The following is a 17,700-nucleotide window of genomic DNA, read 5'->3' on the forward strand; positions in this document are numbered from 1 at the left end:
GGAGAAAGATTATGCAGTGTGACCAGATCATGAATGTCAAAAATATCGATACCACGACGCCGACGGCCCCGAGCCGGGAAGCGATTGCGGCTCTGGTGAAGGCGGATCGTGTCCACACGTCGCTCTACACCTCTGACGAGCTGTTCCAGCTGGAGCTGGAGCGCATTTTCAGCAAAACCTGGGTCTGGGTGGCGCACGTCAGCGAGATCCCGGAGACCGGCAGCTTCAAAACCACCGAGATCGGCACCCAGCCGGTGATCGTGGTGCGCGACCGCAAAGGCACCCTCCACACCCTGCTGAACCGCTGCCGCCATCGCGCGGCCACCGTCTGCGAACACCGCAGCGGCAAAACCAACAGCTTCGTCTGCCCGTACCACGGCTGGGGCTACACTCTGGACGGCAGCCTGCGCGGCGTGCCGCACCCGGAAAGCTATGCCGACAGGCTTGAGAAGAACGAGCTGGGGCTGGTGTCGCTGCGTACCGAGCAGTATGCGGGCATGGTTTTCGCCACCTTTAACGAGCAGATCGAACCGCTGGAGGATTTCCTCGGCGCGGCGAAGAAGTGGATGGATCTCTTTATGAAGCAGGGGGCGGGCTACCCGATCAAAACCGGGCCGGCACACCGCTTCCGCTTCCCGGGCAACTGGAAAATTCAGCTGGAGAACACCACCGACGGCTATCACTTCCCGGTGGTGCACCGTTCTTTCCTGAGCTCCGTCGATAAGCAGACCGAAGAGATGCTCAACTTCGTGGACGGCAGCGGCTATGTCGAAGATCTCGGCAACGGCCACAGCGTGATGGTGATGATCCCGGAACTGGTGGATCTGGAGGCCAACCTCGATGCGCCCATCCCGGAGCGCTTTATCGGGCTGGCGGACGAACTGCGAAAAGATCACGACGAAGCGCAGGTCAGACGCATCGTGCGCGCGGTGGGCGGCTCCGGCTTCAACCTCAACCTGTTCCCGAACATCGCCTGTTCAATGGCTTTCTTCCGCGTCCTGCAACCCATCTCAGTGATGGAAACCGAAATTCATCACGCGGTGATCACCATGGACGGCGGGCCGGAGATCGCGAACCAGGCGCGGCTGCGTCTGCACGAGCACTTCCAGGGGCCGATGGGCTTTGGCACCCCGGACGACTCCGAGGCCTGGGAGCGCGTGCAGCGCGGAGCCACCGCGGGGGATGACCTGTGGATCATGCTCAACCGCGGCCTGGCGGGGGAGTACCGCACCGATGACGGCCTGCGCAGCGACGTCAGCGCCGAAACCGGGATGCGCGCGGCCTACCAGCAGTGGAAAAAATTGATGACGGAGAGCGAAAAATGATGACGCCAGATTCTGTGCTGTTTGCGGCGATGTCCGTAATCAACCTCGAAGGCGATCTGCTGGACCAGGGCGAGTTCAACGCCTGGCTGGATCTCTGGCAGCGCGACGGCCTTTACGTGGTGCCCATCGACCCGAACGAAACCGATTTTAAAAACACCCTTAACTACGCCTGCGACGATCACCACATGCGCGAGAAGCGGGTGAAGCGCCTCTACAGCGGAGAGTCCATCTCCACCACGCCCCGCGCCAGAACCCTGCGCACCCTGTCGCGCTTCCGCCTGCTGGAGTCCCGCGAGGATCTGATCGTGGTGCGCGGGGCGCAGTCCCTGTGGGAGCACCGCAAAGGCCACAGCCGCCACTATGCCGCGGATATCACCTGGCACCTGACACCGCAGGAGGGCAGGTTGCTGATTACCCGGAAGGTGATCCGCCTGGTCAACAGCGACGATGTGCTGCACAGCATCGGCTACATCCTCTGAGGAACTCCCCATGACGCAAACCGTATTAGTGACCGGCGCGGCCGCCGGTCTGGGCAACGTGATTGCCGCTCACCTGCTGGCGCAGGGGGATCAGGTGGTGCTGACCGACGTTGATGTGGCCCGCGCCCGGGAAGCTGCGGATCGTCTTGATGACGGCCAGGGCAGAGTGCTGGCGCTGGGGTTAGATATCTGCCAGCCGCAGGATTTTGCGCAGGCGCTCGACGCGACCATTAAACGCTTCGGCAGCCTGGAGGTGCTGGTCAACAACGCTGCCCTGACCCTCGCCACCCCGGTGATGGAGATTACGGTGGAGGAGTTCGACCGGGTGATCGCCACCAACCTGCGCGGCACCTTTGTCGGCTGCCAGACCCTGGGGCGTTACTTCGCAAGTACAGGCTACGGCCGCATCATCAACCTCGCCTCGTTAGCGGGGCAGAACGGCGGCACCGCCTCCGGCGCCCACTACGCCGCCTCGAAGGGCGGCATTCTGACCCTGACCAAAATCTTTGCCCGGGAGCTCGGCAAATCCGGCGTGACGGTGAACGCCATCGCCCCGGGCCCGCTGGATCTGCCGATGGTTCACGCCCTGGTGCCGGAAGAGAAGATGGCCGGTCTGCTGGGGATGATCCCGGTCGGCCAGTTAGGGGAAGCCGGGTTTGTTGCCCAGGCGGTGGCTTTGCTGGCATCAGAGCAGGCGTCGTTTGTCACCGGGGCGACCTGGGACATCAACGGCGGTCTGTTTATGCGTTAAGGAGCCAACATGCTGACATTACAGGTTATCAGGCGGGAGTTGCAGGGCGAGGTGCTCCTGCTGACGCTGGCGCATGCTGACGGGAACGATCTTCCGGCATTCAGCGCGGGGGCGCATATCGATCTCCATCTTGCAGACGGCCTGGTGCGTCCGTACTCCCTCTGCGGCGACCCGCAGGATCGCCGTCACTACCAGCTCGGCATTCTGAAAGACAAAAAGTCTCAGGGCGGCTCCCTTGCCGCGCATGCGCTCAACGTTGGGGATCGGATCCAGGTCAGCGATCCGCGCAACCTCTTTGCACTGGAGGAGACGGCCAGCCATTGCCTGCTGATTGGCGGCGGGATCGGTATCACCCCGATGCTGGCGATGGCCGCCGAACTGCACGCCAGCGGCCGCTCCTTCAGCCTGCACTACTGCGCCCGTACCCGGGCCGGGGCGGCGTTTATTGCCCAACTGGAGCAGGCGGCCTGGGCCGACCGCGTGCATCTGCACTTCAGCGACACGCAACGCCTCAATCTGAAGGCGGTGCTGAGCGACGTCCCGGCCAATACCCACGTCTACACCTGCGGTCCGACCCGGCTGATGGATGCGGTCACCGACGAGGCAAGCCGCCTCGGTTATCGCCCGGAGCAGGTGCATCAGGAGTGCTTCAGCGCCGAAGTCGTCACCGGTGGTGCGGCCTTTGAGGTGGTCGCCGCCGCAAGCGGCATTACCGTCCAGGTGCTGGAGAACCAGACCATCGTCGAGGCGCTGGCCCAGGCCGGGCTGAAGGTCTGCGTCTCCTGCAAACAGGGGATCTGCGGCAGCTGCCTGACCGACGTGCTGGAGGGAGAGCCGGACCATCGCGACAGCTATCTGACCGACGAAGAGAAAGCTGACGGCGATCAGATGTTGTTGTGCTGCTCCCGGGCCAAAAGCGCCCGTTTAGTCATCGATCTGTGAGGAAACCCTTATGACACTGCAAACCGAATTTCGTAACGCGATGGCACAGCTGGGGAGTGCGGTCTCGGTGATCACCACCGACGGCCCGGCGGGTAAATTTGGTTTTACCGCTTCCGCCGTCTGCAGCGTCACGGACTCGCCGCCGACGCTGCTGGTCTGTATGAACCGCAACTCCTATGCCAACGCGCACTTCAAGCAGAACGGAGCGCTGTGCGTCAACGTCCTCTCCAGCGACCATCAGGATCTCTGTGGGGTCTTCGCCAACGCCAGCCTGCGATCCGAGCAGCGTTTTGCGTATGACTCCTGGCAGGTGATGGCCAGCGGCGCGCCGGTGCTCAGCTCGTCGGTCGCCAGCTTCGACTGCCTGATCGACACCTGTCATGAAGTGGGCAGCCACTCCGTTTTCTACTGCCAGGTGCAGGCGATACGCATCAGCGAAGCGCCGCGCGGGCTGGTCTACTTTAACCGTCGCTACCATGCCATCGGGCATGATGTGGAAGCGTAAAACCAACCATAAGGGTAACGCTGATGAGCAATGTCGTGACTGAAAACCGCAACGCTGCGGCCGCCGTTCCACACGATGCCGGGCAGATGCGCAAGCTGGTGTTCGCCTCGGTACTGGGTAATGCCCTGGAATGGTATGACTTCTTCCTCTACGGCACCGCCGCGGCGCTGGTGTTTGGCCCGCTCTTCTTCCCGGTGGTCGGCGACCCGATGCAGGGCACGCTGCTGGCCTTCTCCGGCTTTGCGGTGGGCTTTCTCGCCCGTCCGCTGGGCGGGATTGTCTTCGGTCATCTTGGGGATCGCTACAGTCGCAAGATGACGCTGATCATGACCCTGACCCTAATGGGAGCCACCACCTTTGTCATCGGCCTGCTGCCGACCTACGCGCAGATTGGCATCTGGGCGCCGCTCTCCCTGATCACGCTGCGCTTTTTACAAGGCGTGGCATCGGGCGGTGAGTGGGGCGGTGGGGTGCTGATGCTGAGCGAGAACGCGCCCGCGTCCCGTCGCGGCTACTTTACCGCCTGGAGCCAGATGGGGGTCTCCGGCGGGTTTGTCCTCTCCGCCTTCGCCTTTTACCTGGTGCAGAAGCTGCCGGAAGCGGAGCTGATGAGCTGGGGCTGGCGCGTGCCCTTCCTGCTGAGCATCGTTATCTTCCTGGTCGGGGTCTATATCCGCAAAAACATCCGCGAGAGCAAAGCCTTTACTCAGGCCAGACCGGAAGAAAAACACGAGAAGATCCCGCTGATGGTGCTGGTGCGCGAGCATCCTAAGGCGCTGATGCAGGCCATCGCCCTGCGCCTGCCGGAGAACGGCGCCTCCTATATCTTCTTCACCTTTTCGGTGGTCTACGCCAAACACATCGGCATCGGTACCGGGGAGATCATCAGCGCCGTAACCCTGGCGATGCTGGTGGAGTTCTTCTCGATCCTGTTCTGGGGCGCGCTCTCGGATCGCATCGGCCTGAAGCCGGTCTACTACATCGGGGTCATCGGGCTTCTGGTGATGGCGTTCCCGTTCTTCTGGCTGCTCTCCACCGGCGATTACGGCTGGATCATGCTGGCGATGCTGCTCGGCCTGCCGTTCTGCCACGGGGCGATGATCGGCACCCAGCCCTGCATCATGAGCGACCTGTTCCCGGTGCGCGTGCGCTACTCCGGCCTGGCGCTGGGGCACGAGGTGGGCTCGATCTTCTCCGGCGGCCTGGGGCCGATGCTGGCGGTGGCGCTGCTGATGCATTTCGACGCCTCCTGGCCGGTTTCCCTGCTGCTGATGGGCTATGCGCTGCTGGCGTGGATCGCCCTGCGCAGCCTGCCGTCCCCCCATAAAAATAACGAGGTAGCGAATGATTGATAAACGGATTGCCACCGCCGAGGATGCCGTGGCGGACATTTTTGACGGCGCGGTGGTGATGGTGGGCGGATTTGGCGCGGCCGGACAACCTGCTGAACTCCTCGACGCCCTGATCCGCCGTCAGCCGCGGGACCTCACCCTGATCAGCAACAATGCCGGGAACGGTGACTACGGTCTGGCGGCGCTGCTGAAGGCTGGCTGCGTGAAAAAAGTGATCTGCTCTTTCCCACGCCAGACCGACTCCTGGGTCTTTGACGACCTCTACCGTCGTGGCGAAGTCGAGCTTGAGCTGGTCCCGCAGGGCAACCTCGCGGCGCGTATTCAGGCGGGCGGCTCCGGGCTGGGGGCGATCTTCACCCCCACCGGGTTTGGCACCGAGCTGGCGGCAGGCAAAGAGACCCGCCATATCGACGGCAAAGATTACGTCCTCGAGTACCCGTTAAAAGCCGATTTCGCCCTGATCAAAGCCCTGAAGGCCGACCGCTGGGGCAACCTGGTCTATGACAAAACCGGGCGTAACTTCGGGCCGATCATGGCCGCCGCCGCCCGCTGCACCATTGCCCAGGTGAGCGAGATTGTCGCCCTCGGCGAGCTCGATCCGGAGGCGGTGGTGACCCCGGGGATTTTTGTCCAGCGCGTGGTGACGGTCACGCCGCAATGCCTGCAGCAGAGCGCATAAGGAGATCCCGTGAATAAACTGACCCATCAACAGCTGGCTGAACGTATTGCCCGCGACATCCCGGAAGGGGCCTACGTCAACCTCGGCATCGGCCTGCCGACGCGGATTGCCAACTATCTGCCTGCGGACCGCGAGATCTTCCTTCACAGCGAAAACGGCATTCTCGGGATGGGGCCTGCGCCGGAACCGGGCTGTGAAGATCCGGAGCTGATTAACGCCGGGAAACAGCCGTTGACGCTGCTTGCGGGCGGCTGCTATTTCCATCATGGCGACTCCTTCACCATGATGCGCGGCGGCCACCTGGATATCTGCGTGCTGGGGGCCTATCAGGTCTCCGAACGCGGGGATCTGGCGAACTGGAGCACCGGCGAGCCCTCTTCGATTCCCGCCGTCGGCGGGGCGATGGACCTGGCGATTGGCGCGAAGCGCGTCTATGTGATGACCGAACATCTGACCCGTCAGGGCGACTGCAAGATTGTCAAAACCTGCACCTATCCGCTGACCGGCATGGCCTGTATCGACCGCATCTACACCGACATGGCGGTGATGGATATCACAGCCGAAGGCATTGTGGTACGGGAACTGTTTGGCGACGTGACGCCGGAGTATCTCCAGTCCGTTACCCCGGTGGCGCTGACCTTTGCCCTGAACGCCGAAACCGAGGAGGCGTGAATGGAGCTTGAATATCGCCTCGACGGCCTGGAAGCGGCCCCGCTGCTGGTGCTCTCCAACTCGCTCGGCACCACCTGGGAGATGTGGCAGGGGCAGATGGCCGATTTTACCCGCCATTTTCGCGTGCTGCGCTACAACACCCGCGGGCATGGCCGCTCTCCGGTTTCGGCTGAGGGTATCACCCTCGACTCGCTGGGGCAGGACGTGATTGCCCTGCTCGATCATCTGGATATTGAACGCGCCTTTTTCTGCGGCATCTCGCTCGGTGGGATGACCGGGATGTGGCTCAACCGCCACGCCCCGTCGCGTTTTGATCGCATCGTGGTGGCGAACACCGCGGCAAAAATCGGCGAAGCGAAAGGCTGGCAGCAGCGCGCCGCAGCGGTGCGCCAGCAGGGGATGGCCCCGGTCGCCGGTACCGCGGCGGAACGCTGGTTCACCCCGGCATATCGCCAAAGCAATCCCGGCATGGTGAAGCTGCTGGTTGACGGTCTGGCCGACACCCCAGCCGAAGGTTACGCCGCCTGCTGCGAAGCGCTGGCAACGGCGGATCTCCGTGATGAGGTGGCGGCCATGCTGCGCCCAATGCTGGCTATCGCAGGGGAGGAAGATCCGGTCACCACGGTGCAGGACGCCCAGTGGATCGCGGCCCAGGCGAAGCAGACAGAATATGTGGCGTTACCCGCCTCGCACCTGTCGAACGTCGCCTGCCCGGACGCATTTAATCAGCAGGTGCTGACCTTTTTAACCCGCAGGAGCATGACATGACCCTCACCATAGAATCCCTGGCCTGCTGGCTGGTGGACATTCCCACCATCCGCCCGCACAAGCTGTCGATGGCCACCATGGGTTGCCAGACGCTCACCATCGTCCGGATGCAATGCGCGAACGGCGTTACCGGCTGGGGCGAAGCCACCACCATCGGCGGCATGAGCTACGGCCCGGAAAGCCCGGAGGCGATCAAATCCGCCATTGAAACCTATCTGGCCCCGCTGCTGTGCGGACAGTCATTTACTGGCGTGGCGGCGCTGGCCGACAGGATGAACGCCAGCGTGAAGGGCAACACTTTTGCCAAATCCGCCCTCGAAACCGCCTTCCTCGATGCCCAGGGCAAAGCGCTGGGGCTGCCGGTGAGTTCACTCCTGGGCGGGGCGCTTACCACGCGTCTGCCGGTGCTCTGGACCCTGGCGAGTGGCGACACCCAGAACGATATCGAAGAGGGTAAACGCCTGCTGGCAGAGGGGCGACACAACACCTTCAAGCTGAAAATCGGCGCCCGCGGGCTGGAGGTGGATGTCCGCCACGCCCTGGCGATCAAGGCCGCGCTGGGCGACGAGGTGAGCGTGCGGGTGGACGTCAACCAGGCCTGGGATCTGACCACTGCCATCAAAGGGATGACGCAGTTACAGGCGGGCGGGATCGACCTGGTGGAGCAGCCGATCCCGCTGTGGGATCGGCAAGGGCTTATTGCCCTCAGCCAGCGTTTTGCGGTGCCGATCCTCGCCGACGAAGCGGTGGCCACCAGCCATGATGGCTACGCCCTCGCGAGCGGCGGCTTTACCGGGGCGTATGCCCTGAAGATCGCCAAAGCGGGCGGCCCGGCGCAGGCCCTGAAGCTGGCGCACGTGGCGCAGGCGGCGGGCGTGGCGCTGTACGGCGGCACCATGCTGGAAGGGACACTCGGCACCGTCGCCTCGCTGCACGCCTGGTCCACGGTGAGGATGCAGTGGGGCACCGAGATGTTCGGCCCGCTGCTGCTGAAGGATGACATCGTGGTCCGTCCGCTGGATTTCAGCCAGGGAGAGGTGACGTTACCGCAGGGGCCGGGGTTAGGCATTGAGATCGACGAAGACAAGCTGCGCCATTACGCACGTCAATAAAAGGAAAACGCGATGCTTTTTAAAGTGGAAATGACCGTCAACATCCCGTCGTCGCTGCCTGCGGCAGAAGTTGAAGCGATCAAGGCGAAAGAGAAAGCCTACTCCCAGCGCTTACAGCGTGAAGGCAAGTGGCCGCACATCTGGCGCGTGGTCGGGCAGTACGCCAACGTCAGCATTTTCGATGTGGCGGACAACCAGGAGCTGCACGACATCCTGACCGCGCTGCCGCTCTACCCGTGGATGGAGATCAGCGTGCAGCCTCTGTGTACGCATCCCTCATCCATTCATCACTCGCAATAACAACAAACGTACCCTACAAAGAGGAATATGCAATGTCTGTGAATCCTGCGCATCAACCCGAACTGGAATCCTTACTCGCGATCAGCAGCGGCTTAAATTCCACCGGCGGTAACGATCGTCTCAAAAACATCATGCACCAGCTGCTGAGCGACCTGTGCAAAACCATTAAGCAGTTCGACGTGACTGATGAAGAGTTCTGGATTGCGGTGAATTACCTTAACGAGCTCGGCGGACGTCAGGAAGCGGCGCTGCTGGCGGCGGGACTGGGTCTGGAGCACTATCTCGATATGCGCGCCGACGAGAAAGAGGCAGCCTCCGGCAACGAGGTGGGCACCCCGCGCACCATCGAAGGGCCGCTGTATGTCGCCAACGCCCCGCTGAGCGAAGGCTTTGCCCGCATGGATGACGGGAAAGAGCAGGGCGAAACCCTATGGTTGCAGGGCCAGGTGACCGATCTGAACGGTAAGCCGGTGGCGGGCGCGATCGTGGATATCTGGCACGCCAACACCCTCGGCGGCTACTCGTTCTTCGACCCGTCCCAGAGCGAATATAACCTGCGCCGCCGCGTGCGCACCGGGGATGATGGCCGCTACGCCGTGCGCAGCATCGTGCCGTGCGGCTACGGCTGCCCACCGGATGGGCCGACACAGAAGCTGCTGACCGCGTTGGGGCGTCATGGTAATCGTCCGGCGCACGTACACTTTTTTGTGTCGGCACCGGGGTACAAGCACCTGACCACCCAGATCAACCTCAACGGGGATGAATACCTGTGGGATGACTTTGCATTTGCGACGAGGGCGGAGCTGATTGCGGATCCGGTGAAGATTACGGACCCGGCGGTAGCGCGGGCACGTGATCTCGGGGGGGAGCATACGGAAGTGAACTTTAACTTTACGCTGGTGGAAGCGGCGGAGAGCGGGGAAGAGGAGAGAGGGAAGCGAGCGCGGGTTAAGGAGTGAGTGCTGAGAGGTTGATAGGGCCGGGTCCGCGGTGAGCGGGCCCGTTTTATTTGACCACTCAACAAAAGATAACAGCCTTTATTATGCTGAGCATTAAAAAACTTACTGAACCCTTTTAAGTATAATATCTATCACTTCGCTCACTAAAAATTAAAATAATCCGTAGAGTTTAATGAGTCTTTTCTGTTATTAATTTTATCTACTGCTTTATTGTATCGTCGTCTAATGAGCACATCAATGCTTAGTCTTAGTGCTTCTAAGGCAATTGATTCTGGAAGTCTTTTAAAATCAAGAATTTTACGAATGCTTAACTTACACCAATCACCCTCTAAACTATTACCATTCTCTCTGATAAGACTTATTAATTCTTTATCAGTTAACTCTTTTTTCATAAAGTCAAGGGAGAATATAAATAAGTTTGAAAATAAACTTGGGTAGAAATCGGATTTATCGAAAGTGAAATTTGTTTTCTCTATTTCATAGCTTTCTTTATGACCAGCCTTGAAAGTAGTAAATTTGACGCGGATAAAGATATCATTCAAGAAAATCTCTTTAACAGAGGGCGGTATTACATAGTTGTCATTTTTGATATACTGAGAGGATAAAGATAAGAAATTAGTTATTGCTGGTATAAATCCATGCTCATGGAAGTTGTAATAGTCTAATTCTTCCAAGAAGAATAAGGTGTTATGAAATGTGGTATAAAAAGAATAATCGTTAAAACATTTTTTATAGAATGCTATTTTTTTATCATGTTGCAATGAAATGATAAAAGATGCGGCGAAGAATTCTTGAATTGACTTATGAATAAAGCGATACTCATTAAAGCCATCCTCAATAATCAAGTTAGTAATAGAAGATAACTCTCTTAATGTTTTCTCAGCTATAGATTTGTCCTCGTTGATATGCTTAAGTGCAATTGAGGCAAAGATTACTAGCTTTTCATGACTGAATCCATTTAAACCCTCCCTCAAGGAAATAAAACACAAACAATCAAAAAGTTCTCTATAGATGCGTCTATTATCATTCCAGTGGCGTTCTCTGTAGACTTTTCCTTTTATATTATCGTGTCTATGAAAAACAGTATTGAAAATATTTGAATAAAATTGTGATAATGTATTTGGTATATCTTCACCTACGTTATAACTTATACAAAATAAAACCACTAAAATTGGCGACTTTAATATGGAATATTTCTTTGTATGTAAAGGACTACGTTTTAATGCACCACATAGCTCATCACATTTTTCTTCATCAATGGCAGTTTTTTTTTATAATCCCAAAAATTTGTTGTTCAGTTAATTCGCACACTGAAAATGTTCTTAATTCTGACAGAGAGTCGATTTCAGTATCGGGTCTGCTTGTACAGATCACATGACAGTTGAAAGAATTAATGAAGCGTCTGATTTCATCAAGCAGATCTATTCTAAACTCTGGCTTAACCTCATCAAACGCATCAAGATATAACTTAACATTACTGTCTGCAAATAATTTTTTCAGCGCATACTCTGATATGTTAACTCCATAATGGCTTGCGATTTTGATATCGCGAGTTCGAGAGTTCCACCAGTATATTTTTTAGCTCATAGAAAACAGGGAGTCGACTATATTTTTTGCGTTATTAGATAATAATTTTCGTAATAGTATGGATTTTCCTTGGCCTGCTAATCCTTTTATTAATATAGATCTATCATTATCTAAAACTGTGGAATCGTTGACCTCTAATCTGCTCTGTGTACCTGATTGCATTATATCAATCGGAATATAAACGTCATCAACATGAAAAGATTTATCTTGAGAGATCAAGGTTTTTATTTCTAAATTCCTTTCACAATATTCTAAATAGTGATCTTTGAATCTCAGTATGTCTAAAAGTTCATGCTTTTTAGCTAAAAAATCGAAAACGGACGCTATTGTTTTTTTGCGACCTCATTAGCCGTTGAGGTCAACACCGTACTAGTAACTGCTCCCATAGACACTTTCAAACCTCAGTTTGGTGAATTGCAGTCTGCATTATATCAATAAAGTGTAACCATAACAGGTATTGTCCTTGCTCAAAATTAATCCAGTGCCATCTAACTTATGACGCTCATCACAGAAACGCTGCCAGAGGCATGAGTGATTAACAAGACAAAACGGTTAGCTTTAGGCAGCTGATGTTCAGCCTGCGGGAACGTAGTTTTAACATGATGAGTGTTGTTATAACATGTTAATTGTCTCGGTGTAGTACGATGTATTGTGTCTGCATATGGATGTGTTGTAACACTTACACTTTACTATTGGTGGTACTGCGCACAGTAAGCTTGAAGATACTGGTTTTGGTGCTAAGCAAAACATAATGAATAGATATTAACATTTATAAAATATATTATTTAAATAATACTCATAAGCTAGCCAATTACTTTGTCGAGGTTTTAGGTTTTTGACATTTGACAATCTACACAGTTAATTAATCTATATACCGTCGAAAATAACCATATTATAATTATGGTTTCTAAGGTCAAATGGAGATTAAAGATCATGGCTATTCCAGCTTACTTATGGCTTAAAGATGACGGTGGGGCAGATATTAAAGGTTCTGTAGATGTAAGGGCTCGAGAGGGCAGCATTGAGATTCATAGTTTCGCGCATGGTCTACATCTACCCACAGATAACATGACGGGTAAAATTACAGGAACTCGAGTGCATAGTGCATTAACCTTCGAAAAGGAATTCGATTCATCAAGTCCCTACTTGTACAAGGCAGTAGCGAAAGGCCAGACGCTAAAAAGTGCCGAATTTAAGTGGTATCACATCAACGATGCCGGGCAGGAAGTTGAATACTTCAATATGCTGCTGGAAGGTGTCAAAGTCGTCTCGGTCTGTCCTCTGATGCATAACTCAAAAATGCCAGCACCGAAAAACATAATCATCTTGAATCTGTTTCGCTCCGCTATGAAAAGATTACATGGAAGCACTGCGACGGAAATATCATTTTTACTGATGCGTGGAACGACCGATGATTCATTGTACCTTTCGGCTTAACGGCAATGCTTTGTCTAATCTGAGCTGTACGGGTATTGGTTTTTTCCCTGCGTATTCGGGTAATACAGGACAGCACCGGAATAATCCTGATTCAGTTGCCATAAAGGATATTGGTCCACTGCCGCCGGGTAAATATTATATTGTTGACCGGCCCCGTAGCTTAAGTACACGCGTAAAAGATGTTTTTGCAACGCAAGAGACGGGCCCTGATCACTCAATATGGTTCGCTCTGTATCGCGTAGATGGGAATATCGATGATCACACATTTATTGAACAAGTGGAAAGAGGGAACTTCAGACTTCATCCTGCAGGATATAAAGGGATCAGTAACGGCTGCATTACGCTTCCTTCTCGTTGTCATTTTGCAGTACTACGGGAAGCACTCCTAAGAACCCCTACAGTGATGGTATCCGCATCACTTAACGCTTACGGCACTATTCAGGTGTATTAACGATGACGCCAGCGAAACACGCAGGTTTATGGCTTATTCAATTCTTGTCATTTCTCGTGATTTTTTCAGCATTTTACCTGCTCCTGCCTGAAGTATATTTGTTCAAGCGCTTCAGCGATCGGTTTGGATTTATTACCGAGCAGGCGTGGAATGATTTATTCATGTTATCCGTTCTCACTGCGTCAGTAATCATCAATACACTATTGATTTTCACTGTCGCCAGGATGAAAGAAAGACACCTATAACCAGCACAAACCCGGTCTTACTGACCGGGTTATGTGCCCAGACGTTCAGCAGCGCTTAGTGCGCCGTAATATACCGCTCCTTCACAAACTCCGCCAACAACCACACCATATCATGCAGCAAATCTGTTAATTCCTTCGTTACGCCAGGCGGCAGAGTGCCTGCCAGCAGCGCCTCTGTTAACGCCAGCGCATAATCCACCTGTAACGCGGTTTCCTGCCAGCAATCCGGTACGCAGGAGGCGACTTTCTCCCCCACGATAAGCTGTGCGACCAGGTACGGCGGCAGATCGGCATCGCAGAGTTCTCGCAGCTGGCGAAGGCCATGCAGTAAACGCTCACAAAGCGCACTGAATATAGCTGCGTCGTCAGTTTCAACCAGCACGCTCACCAGTGCGGCGCAATGTTCGGCGGTCTCGAAGAGATCCGCATCAGCCGGAAAGGGCAGGGCGGTAAGTTGATGAATAACGCTTTCGTCAGATGGGGTATAATACAGATTAGAGAGAGTTGTCATGTCGTGTTCCTTTTTAAAAATCTCCTCACCATCCCATGAGTTCCTACGCTCATGAGTGGTAGCGCTGACGGAGGTAGGAATGCCGTACACGACAAAAACGGCCAGCCTCGCGGCTGCTCCGCCAGCGCCACCGTGATTTTAACGGGATGAGCGCTGTCGCGACAAAAAATATTGTCGTGTCGTGAAAGTACGGGTTCCTACGCCCGATTGCGGATGTGCCGCAACGCAGTCACTCTACGACGCCGATCCCCTGATAAAAAGAGTTAACCCCGAATTACATAAGGTTACTTGAGACTTTGCGAGGCGGCTTCCAGAAAGGTCATACCGGGTGATTTGCTTGCCCTGCGCGGATAACTACACTCCCTTTTAGCCACATAAATAGAGGGAGAAGATCGTGAACATCAGCTTTCATTCACCGACCGCTCAACTCAAAAATTGGCTAAGTCGTCTGGCTGCAGCAACGCTGAAAGAATTATTCGCAATTCAGGTCATCTCAGCCGTGTTGGTGTCGGTGCTGTTGTCCGATCTGGCGGGTTTTGATTACTCTGGCTGGGCAGCACTGAGTAGCTATGCGGTGATGAATAATTCAGTGAAGGCCTCCACGGTTCGGGCGTTTAACCGGGTGACAGGAACCGTGCTGGGCGGTGTGCTGGCACTCTTGCTTACCACGTATCTCGTCCAGGACTCGGCGTTTCTGGTCCTGTTCTGCGCAGTTGTCGGGGGCGTGGCGGTATGGCAAGCGGACATCTCCCGCTGGTCCTATTCCTGGGTGCTGGGGGCGGTCACATCCATGATGGTGATGGCTGAAGCGCAGAAGAACAGTGAGCTGCGTCATCTGTTACGTTTTACGTTTAACCGTATCGAAGAGGTGGTGTTGGGTTGCGTAGTTTGCATTGCGATTACTTTGCTCTTTTATCCGTTAAACCGGCGCAGACAGGTTGCACCGCCGCATCAGGAGAGTCACCCTGAGCCAGCTCATCGACCGCTATTGCCCCTGCAGGCCGGGATTACACTATTACTGGTGACGCCGATATTGCTCGTTTTCCAGCTGACGGGATTCTGGCAGGCGATGGTTTCAGTGCTGGCGGTCTTTATTCTTCCTGCCTCGACTCAGCCCCTACAACAGCAGATCGGCCAGCGAATGCAGCAACGTTTATACGGGTGCATGGCCGCTACATTGCTGAGTTTTATCCTTTTACCTCTCATGCATCATTATCCCCCGGTGTATATAGCAATACTGGTCGCGGGATTATGGCTGGGGTGTCATCTGCAACAGGGAAAATCTTCCGTCAGTTATTTCGGACGTCAGTTTACTGTGGCCTGGATCATCGTTTTTATACAGGATACGTTATGGCTGGCCGAGCCGATCCAGGCCGTTATGCGCTGTGCCAGCATACTGATCGCCATTATTTTCATTAGCATTGTTATGGTGGTATTTCGCTCGCTAAAACTAAGCGTCTGAATTCTCTGGCTCCCACAACCTGAATAAATTTCACGGCTAAGCAGTATTTTACTATAGCGTTTGCTGTTGATTCTTAAGATAGTTATTGAGCTAAGTAATATAAGGGAAGAAACGATGTTGATGAAGATAAATACCGGACATCCCGCGTCCGTCACGGACGAATTTCGGGCCGGTATTGCTGCCTGTCTCCCCACCATTGCAGGCTACTGGAGCATTGGCTTTGCGGCGGGGGCGATAGGCACGCTCTCCGGGTTTACCACCGGGCAAATCGCGCTGTTGGCGAGCGCCCTCTACGCCGGTTCGGCGCAGTTCCTGTTTTACTCACTCTGGGCCGCAGGGGCGGAAATGGCCTCCGTGGTGCTGAGCGTGCTGCTGGTCAACCTGCGCTACCTGCTGATGAGCTCCTCCATGAGCGTTGTTTTTCGTGACTACACCACCCTGCAGAAAGTGGTCAGCGGGCTGTTGCTGACCGACGAAACCTTTGGCGTGGCGGTGCAGCGCGCCAGCCCGCAGGGCAAAATCAGCTACCCCTGGATGCTGGGGCTGAATATTACCGCCTGGCTGAACTGGATCATCGCCTGTGTGGCCGGAGCATGGCTGGCAACCACGCTGCCCGCCTCGCTGATGGAGGGGCTGGGCTTCAGCCTGGTGTCGATGTTTATCGGCCTGATCCTGATGATGTGGTTTGCCAGCCGCAGGAAGATCCTCGAAACCATCAATATTGTCGTCGCGGTGGCGATCACACTGCTGACTGCCGGGAGTAGCTCGCTCAGTCTGGTGGTCATTTTGGCCGCATCCCTGGCCGCCACGCTGGCGACGCTGCTGTTACGCGCCCGGAAAGGAAAATAAGATGGAAAGAAATATTCTGCTGGCGATCCTCGCCTCGGCGCTGGTCACTGCCCTGATGCGTACCGTGCCGGTTTTGTTGTTATCCCGTTTTCGGCTGCCGGAGGTGTTGCTGCAGTGGCTGAGCTTTATCCCCACCGCCATCATGGCCGCCCTGGTTGCCGCCGAACTGATGAGTAAACCTGCAATGACAGATTCGGGGATCAGCATCTCGCTGCTGGCGGCGGCGTTTGCCACTCTGGTGGGCATTCTTACCCGCGGACTCTTTGCCACGGTGATCGCGGGAGTGGTAGCGTTTTGCGCGGCGGGGTATTTTTTAGGCACTTAATCTGCAAAAAATAAGGCCCGATTGTTGGGCCTGTTGCTGGAAGCTACGCTCAGATGTCGGGTTATTCTCGCCCAGATGATGCATTTAGTTTTTTGCGAAGCAGGGTGGCAGAAGATCGTTTTTTAACTGCAGCCAGTTCGGCTTTAAGATCGTGAATATATGCCTCTGCACTGATGCCATGAGTGTGCAACTCCGCAGATGCTAATGCCTGAAATACTCTCTTTTCCCTGTCACCAGGGGCAAGAAGCGCGGAATGTTCGTGCTTATTGCAATACGACATAGCAGGCTCTCCCTTCTGTAACTCTCTTGTAGGCATGGACATCTCCCTGTATCAGTGGTCGCGGCGTTCTTTTTGGCAACCCTGTGTGCGGATTGTAGCGCGGTACATTTTTTAACCCAAGCAGAACGTCATAGATCTCTTCCAGAGAGGTGCGGCGCCCCTTATCCACCACGCCTCCAGAAGCCGCCTGAAAAACAAATCCCCCGATGTGAAGTTTCTCTGCGTGAGCGATTAAGGCCAGGGAAACTGATTGCAAAACAACAGCGCTGCCTAATCCTTTGAATTTAATATGACGAAAATCAGCCAGGCCCCCCATACCGTCGAAAGTATCAAAACAGACTTCTGCCATTCCATTGATCGGGAATGGAATGGCTGGCGGCATTTCATATCCGATCCGAGTAAATGTCGCTTCATCTAACAGACTGCCCACAATCACGGTATATACCTCGTGACCAGCAACAAAGACGTAGCTGTGATGAACCCGATGATCGTAGACGAATCTTTTTCTCCTCATACCATAATCGTCAAGAAAAACCTCTTCTTCTATACGCACTTATTGCTCCCTGCATACAACGCCTGATAGTTCCCTGGCACAATGGCAAATGTGCCGCAATGCGGTCACTTTATGACCGTGATTGAAGTATGAAAACCCACAACCGGGTATTACATGGATTTACTTTTGGCTTTGCGAGACCTCTTCCAGAAAGGC

21 protein-coding genes and 1 pseudogene are annotated in these 17,700 nt (G+C 54.9%); 18 read left to right on the forward strand and 4 right to left on the reverse strand.

Features of this window, described 5'->3' with window-relative positions:
- Positions 1 to 11 precede the first annotated feature (11 nt).
- From ACT3IC_RS18490 to catA, 12 genes are all read left to right on the forward strand, one after another.
- The gene (locus ACT3IC_RS18490) at positions 12 to 1,325 is read left to right on the forward strand and encodes an aromatic ring-hydroxylating oxygenase subunit alpha (protein ID WP_159339494.1); all 1,314 of its coding nucleotides are present in this window, start codon (positions 12 to 14) and stop codon (positions 1,323 to 1,325) included.
- The gene (locus ACT3IC_RS18495; protein ID WP_156655492.1) at positions 1,325 to 1,804 is read left to right on the forward strand and encodes an aromatic-ring-hydroxylating dioxygenase subunit beta; all 480 of its coding nucleotides are present in this window, start codon (positions 1,325 to 1,327) and stop codon (positions 1,802 to 1,804) included. The genes ACT3IC_RS18490 and ACT3IC_RS18495 overlap by 1 nt, the downstream gene beginning before the upstream one ends.
- Positions 1,805 to 1,814: 10 nt before the next feature.
- Positions 1,815 to 2,555 (forward strand): SDR family NAD(P)-dependent oxidoreductase, encoded by a 741-nt coding sequence (locus tag ACT3IC_RS18500; protein ID WP_156654686.1) that lies wholly within the window; start codon positions 1,815 to 1,817, stop codon positions 2,553 to 2,555.
- A gap of 9 nt (positions 2,556 to 2,564) precedes the next feature.
- Positions 2,565 to 3,497 (forward strand): PDR/VanB family oxidoreductase, encoded by a 933-nt coding sequence (locus ACT3IC_RS18505; protein WP_103179980.1) that lies wholly within the window; start codon positions 2,565 to 2,567, stop codon positions 3,495 to 3,497.
- A 10-nt stretch (positions 3,498 to 3,507) separates the two neighbouring features.
- Positions 3,508 to 4,002, forward strand: coding sequence for a flavin reductase (locus tag ACT3IC_RS18510; protein ID WP_103179979.1), 495 nt, complete (start codon positions 3,508 to 3,510; stop codon positions 4,000 to 4,002).
- An 86-nt stretch (positions 4,003 to 4,088) separates the two neighbouring features.
- Positions 4,089 to 5,354, forward strand: coding sequence for an MFS transporter (locus ACT3IC_RS18515; protein WP_201304738.1), 1,266 nt, complete (start codon positions 4,089 to 4,091; stop codon positions 5,352 to 5,354).
- Positions 5,347 to 6,033, forward strand: coding sequence for a 3-oxoacid CoA-transferase subunit A (locus tag ACT3IC_RS18520; protein WP_159339492.1), 687 nt, complete (start codon positions 5,347 to 5,349; stop codon positions 6,031 to 6,033). Before ACT3IC_RS18515 ends, ACT3IC_RS18520 begins: the two co-directional genes overlap by 8 nt.
- A 9-nt stretch (positions 6,034 to 6,042) precedes the next feature.
- Entirely contained in the window at positions 6,043 to 6,705 is a 663-nt protein-coding gene (locus ACT3IC_RS18525) for a 3-oxoacid CoA-transferase subunit B (protein ID WP_473478538.1), read from the forward strand.
- The gene (gene pcaD / locus ACT3IC_RS18530) at positions 6,706 to 7,473 is read left to right on the forward strand and encodes a 3-oxoadipate enol-lactonase (protein ID WP_159339490.1); all 768 of its coding nucleotides are present in this window, start codon (positions 6,706 to 6,708) and stop codon (positions 7,471 to 7,473) included.
- Positions 7,470 to 8,585 (forward strand): muconate/chloromuconate family cycloisomerase, encoded by a 1,116-nt coding sequence (locus tag ACT3IC_RS18535; protein WP_159339489.1) that lies wholly within the window; start codon positions 7,470 to 7,472, stop codon positions 8,583 to 8,585. Before pcaD ends, ACT3IC_RS18535 begins: the two co-directional genes overlap by 4 nt.
- Before the next feature lie 12 nt (positions 8,586 to 8,597).
- A complete protein-coding gene (gene catC, locus ACT3IC_RS18540) occupies positions 8,598 to 8,885 on the forward strand; it encodes a muconolactone Delta-isomerase (RefSeq protein WP_103179973.1) in 288 nt (95 codons plus the stop codon).
- Positions 8,886 to 8,917: 32 nt separating this feature from the next.
- Entirely contained in the window at positions 8,918 to 9,844 is a 927-nt protein-coding gene (gene catA, locus ACT3IC_RS18545; RefSeq protein ID WP_159339488.1) for a catechol 1,2-dioxygenase, read from the forward strand.
- Between the two features lie 143 nt (positions 9,845 to 9,987).
- On the opposite strand, the gene ACT3IC_RS18550 is transcribed toward catA, so the two are convergent.
- Complete coding sequence (locus ACT3IC_RS18550; RefSeq protein WP_159339487.1) at positions 9,988 to 11,010, reverse strand: NACHT domain-containing protein; 1,023 nt, start codon at positions 11,008 to 11,010, stop codon at positions 9,988 to 9,990.
- 1,354 nt (positions 11,011 to 12,364) lie between these two features.
- Here ACT3IC_RS18550 and ACT3IC_RS18555 point away from each other — a divergent pair.
- From ACT3IC_RS18555 to ACT3IC_RS18565, 3 genes and pseudogenes are all read left to right on the forward strand, one after another.
- Positions 12,365 to 12,846 (forward strand): annotated as a pseudogene (locus ACT3IC_RS18555) (Hcp family type VI secretion system effector).
- Entirely contained in the window at positions 12,843 to 13,319 is a 477-nt protein-coding gene (locus ACT3IC_RS18560; RefSeq protein WP_159339486.1) for a DUF2778 domain-containing protein, read from the forward strand. Before ACT3IC_RS18555 ends, ACT3IC_RS18560 begins: the two are co-directional and overlap by 4 nt.
- A gap of 2 nt (positions 13,320 to 13,321) precedes the next feature.
- Positions 13,322 to 13,564 (forward strand): hypothetical protein, encoded by a 243-nt coding sequence (locus ACT3IC_RS18565; protein WP_103179968.1) that lies wholly within the window; start codon positions 13,322 to 13,324, stop codon positions 13,562 to 13,564.
- 55 nt (positions 13,565 to 13,619) lie between these two features.
- On the opposite strand, the gene ACT3IC_RS18570 is transcribed toward ACT3IC_RS18565, so the two are convergent.
- Positions 13,620 to 14,075, reverse strand: coding sequence for a hypothetical protein (locus tag ACT3IC_RS18570; RefSeq protein ID WP_159339485.1), 456 nt, complete (start codon positions 14,073 to 14,075; stop codon positions 13,620 to 13,622).
- Positions 14,076 to 14,469: 394 nt separating this feature from the next.
- On the opposite strand from ACT3IC_RS18570, the gene ACT3IC_RS18575 reads away from it, so the two are divergent.
- The 3 genes from ACT3IC_RS18575 (at position 14,470) to ACT3IC_RS18585 (ending at position 16,711) form a co-directional block, all read left to right on the forward strand.
- Positions 14,470 to 15,537, forward strand: a complete 1,068-nt coding sequence (locus ACT3IC_RS18575) for an FUSC family protein (RefSeq protein WP_473478545.1) — start codon at positions 14,470 to 14,472, stop codon at positions 15,535 to 15,537.
- Positions 15,538 to 15,651: 114 nt separating this feature from the next.
- Positions 15,652 to 16,386 (forward strand): AzlC family ABC transporter permease, encoded by a 735-nt coding sequence (locus ACT3IC_RS18580; protein WP_473478548.1) that lies wholly within the window; start codon positions 15,652 to 15,654, stop codon positions 16,384 to 16,386.
- A 1-nt stretch (position 16,387) separates the two neighbouring features.
- Positions 16,388 to 16,711, forward strand: a complete 324-nt coding sequence (locus ACT3IC_RS18585; RefSeq protein ID WP_103179964.1) for an AzlD domain-containing protein — start codon at positions 16,388 to 16,390, stop codon at positions 16,709 to 16,711.
- Between the two features lie 61 nt (positions 16,712 to 16,772).
- Here the strand turns inward: ACT3IC_RS18585 and ACT3IC_RS18590 are convergent, their stop codons facing one another.
- Positions 16,773 to 16,991, reverse strand: a complete 219-nt coding sequence (locus ACT3IC_RS18590; RefSeq protein WP_139156348.1) for a hypothetical protein — start codon at positions 16,989 to 16,991, stop codon at positions 16,773 to 16,775.
- Positions 16,975 to 17,544: a hypothetical protein gene (locus tag ACT3IC_RS18595; protein ID WP_156654677.1), complete on the reverse strand. Its 570-nt coding sequence runs from the start codon at positions 17,542 to 17,544 to the stop codon at positions 16,975 to 16,977. Before ACT3IC_RS18595 ends, ACT3IC_RS18590 begins: the two co-directional genes overlap by 17 nt.
- Between the last annotated feature and the right edge of the window lie 156 nt (positions 17,545 to 17,700).

The sequence above is a fragment of the Leclercia sp. GHBNCSD genome, from assembly GCF_055805075.1.

Excerpts from the sequence above, each read along its gene's own strand:
- ACT3IC_RS18580 (WP_473478548.1), top strand. The coding sequence starts at position 15,652 with ATGTTGATGAAGATAAATACCGGACATCCCGCGTCCGTCACGGACGAA.
- ACT3IC_RS18515 (WP_201304738.1), top strand. The coding sequence starts at position 4,089 with ATGCGCAAGCTGGTGTTCGCCTCGGTACTGGGTAATGCCCTGGAATGG.
- pcaD (WP_159339490.1), top strand. The coding sequence starts at position 6,706 with ATGGAGCTTGAATATCGCCTCGACGGCCTGGAAGCGGCCCCGCTGCTG.
- ACT3IC_RS18510 (WP_103179979.1), top strand. The coding sequence starts at position 3,508 with ATGACACTGCAAACCGAATTTCGTAACGCGATGGCACAGCTGGGGAGT.
- ACT3IC_RS18560 (WP_159339486.1), top strand. The coding sequence starts at position 12,843 with ATGATTCATTGTACCTTTCGGCTTAACGGCAATGCTTTGTCTAATCTG.
- catC (WP_103179973.1), top strand. The coding sequence starts at position 8,598 with ATGCTTTTTAAAGTGGAAATGACCGTCAACATCCCGTCGTCGCTGCCT.
- catA (WP_159339488.1), top strand. The coding sequence starts at position 8,918 with ATGTCTGTGAATCCTGCGCATCAACCCGAACTGGAATCCTTACTCGCG.
- ACT3IC_RS18535 (WP_159339489.1), top strand. The coding sequence starts at position 7,470 with ATGACCCTCACCATAGAATCCCTGGCCTGCTGGCTGGTGGACATTCCC.
- ACT3IC_RS18570 (WP_159339485.1), bottom strand. The coding sequence starts at position 14,075 with ATGACAACTCTCTCTAATCTGTATTATACCCCATCTGACGAAAGCGTT.
- ACT3IC_RS18495 (WP_156655492.1), top strand. The coding sequence starts at position 1,325 with ATGACGCCAGATTCTGTGCTGTTTGCGGCGATGTCCGTAATCAACCTC.
- ACT3IC_RS18505 (WP_103179980.1), top strand. The coding sequence starts at position 2,565 with ATGCTGACATTACAGGTTATCAGGCGGGAGTTGCAGGGCGAGGTGCTC.
- ACT3IC_RS18590 (WP_139156348.1), bottom strand. The coding sequence starts at position 16,991 with ATGTCGTATTGCAATAAGCACGAACATTCCGCGCTTCTTGCCCCTGGT.
- ACT3IC_RS18500 (WP_156654686.1), top strand. The coding sequence starts at position 1,815 with ATGACGCAAACCGTATTAGTGACCGGCGCGGCCGCCGGTCTGGGCAAC.
- ACT3IC_RS18520 (WP_159339492.1), top strand. The coding sequence starts at position 5,347 with ATGATTGATAAACGGATTGCCACCGCCGAGGATGCCGTGGCGGACATT.
- ACT3IC_RS18565 (WP_103179968.1), top strand. The coding sequence starts at position 13,322 with ATGACGCCAGCGAAACACGCAGGTTTATGGCTTATTCAATTCTTGTCA.
- ACT3IC_RS18585 (WP_103179964.1), top strand. The coding sequence starts at position 16,388 with ATGGAAAGAAATATTCTGCTGGCGATCCTCGCCTCGGCGCTGGTCACT.
- ACT3IC_RS18490 (WP_159339494.1), top strand. The coding sequence starts at position 12 with ATGCAGTGTGACCAGATCATGAATGTCAAAAATATCGATACCACGACG.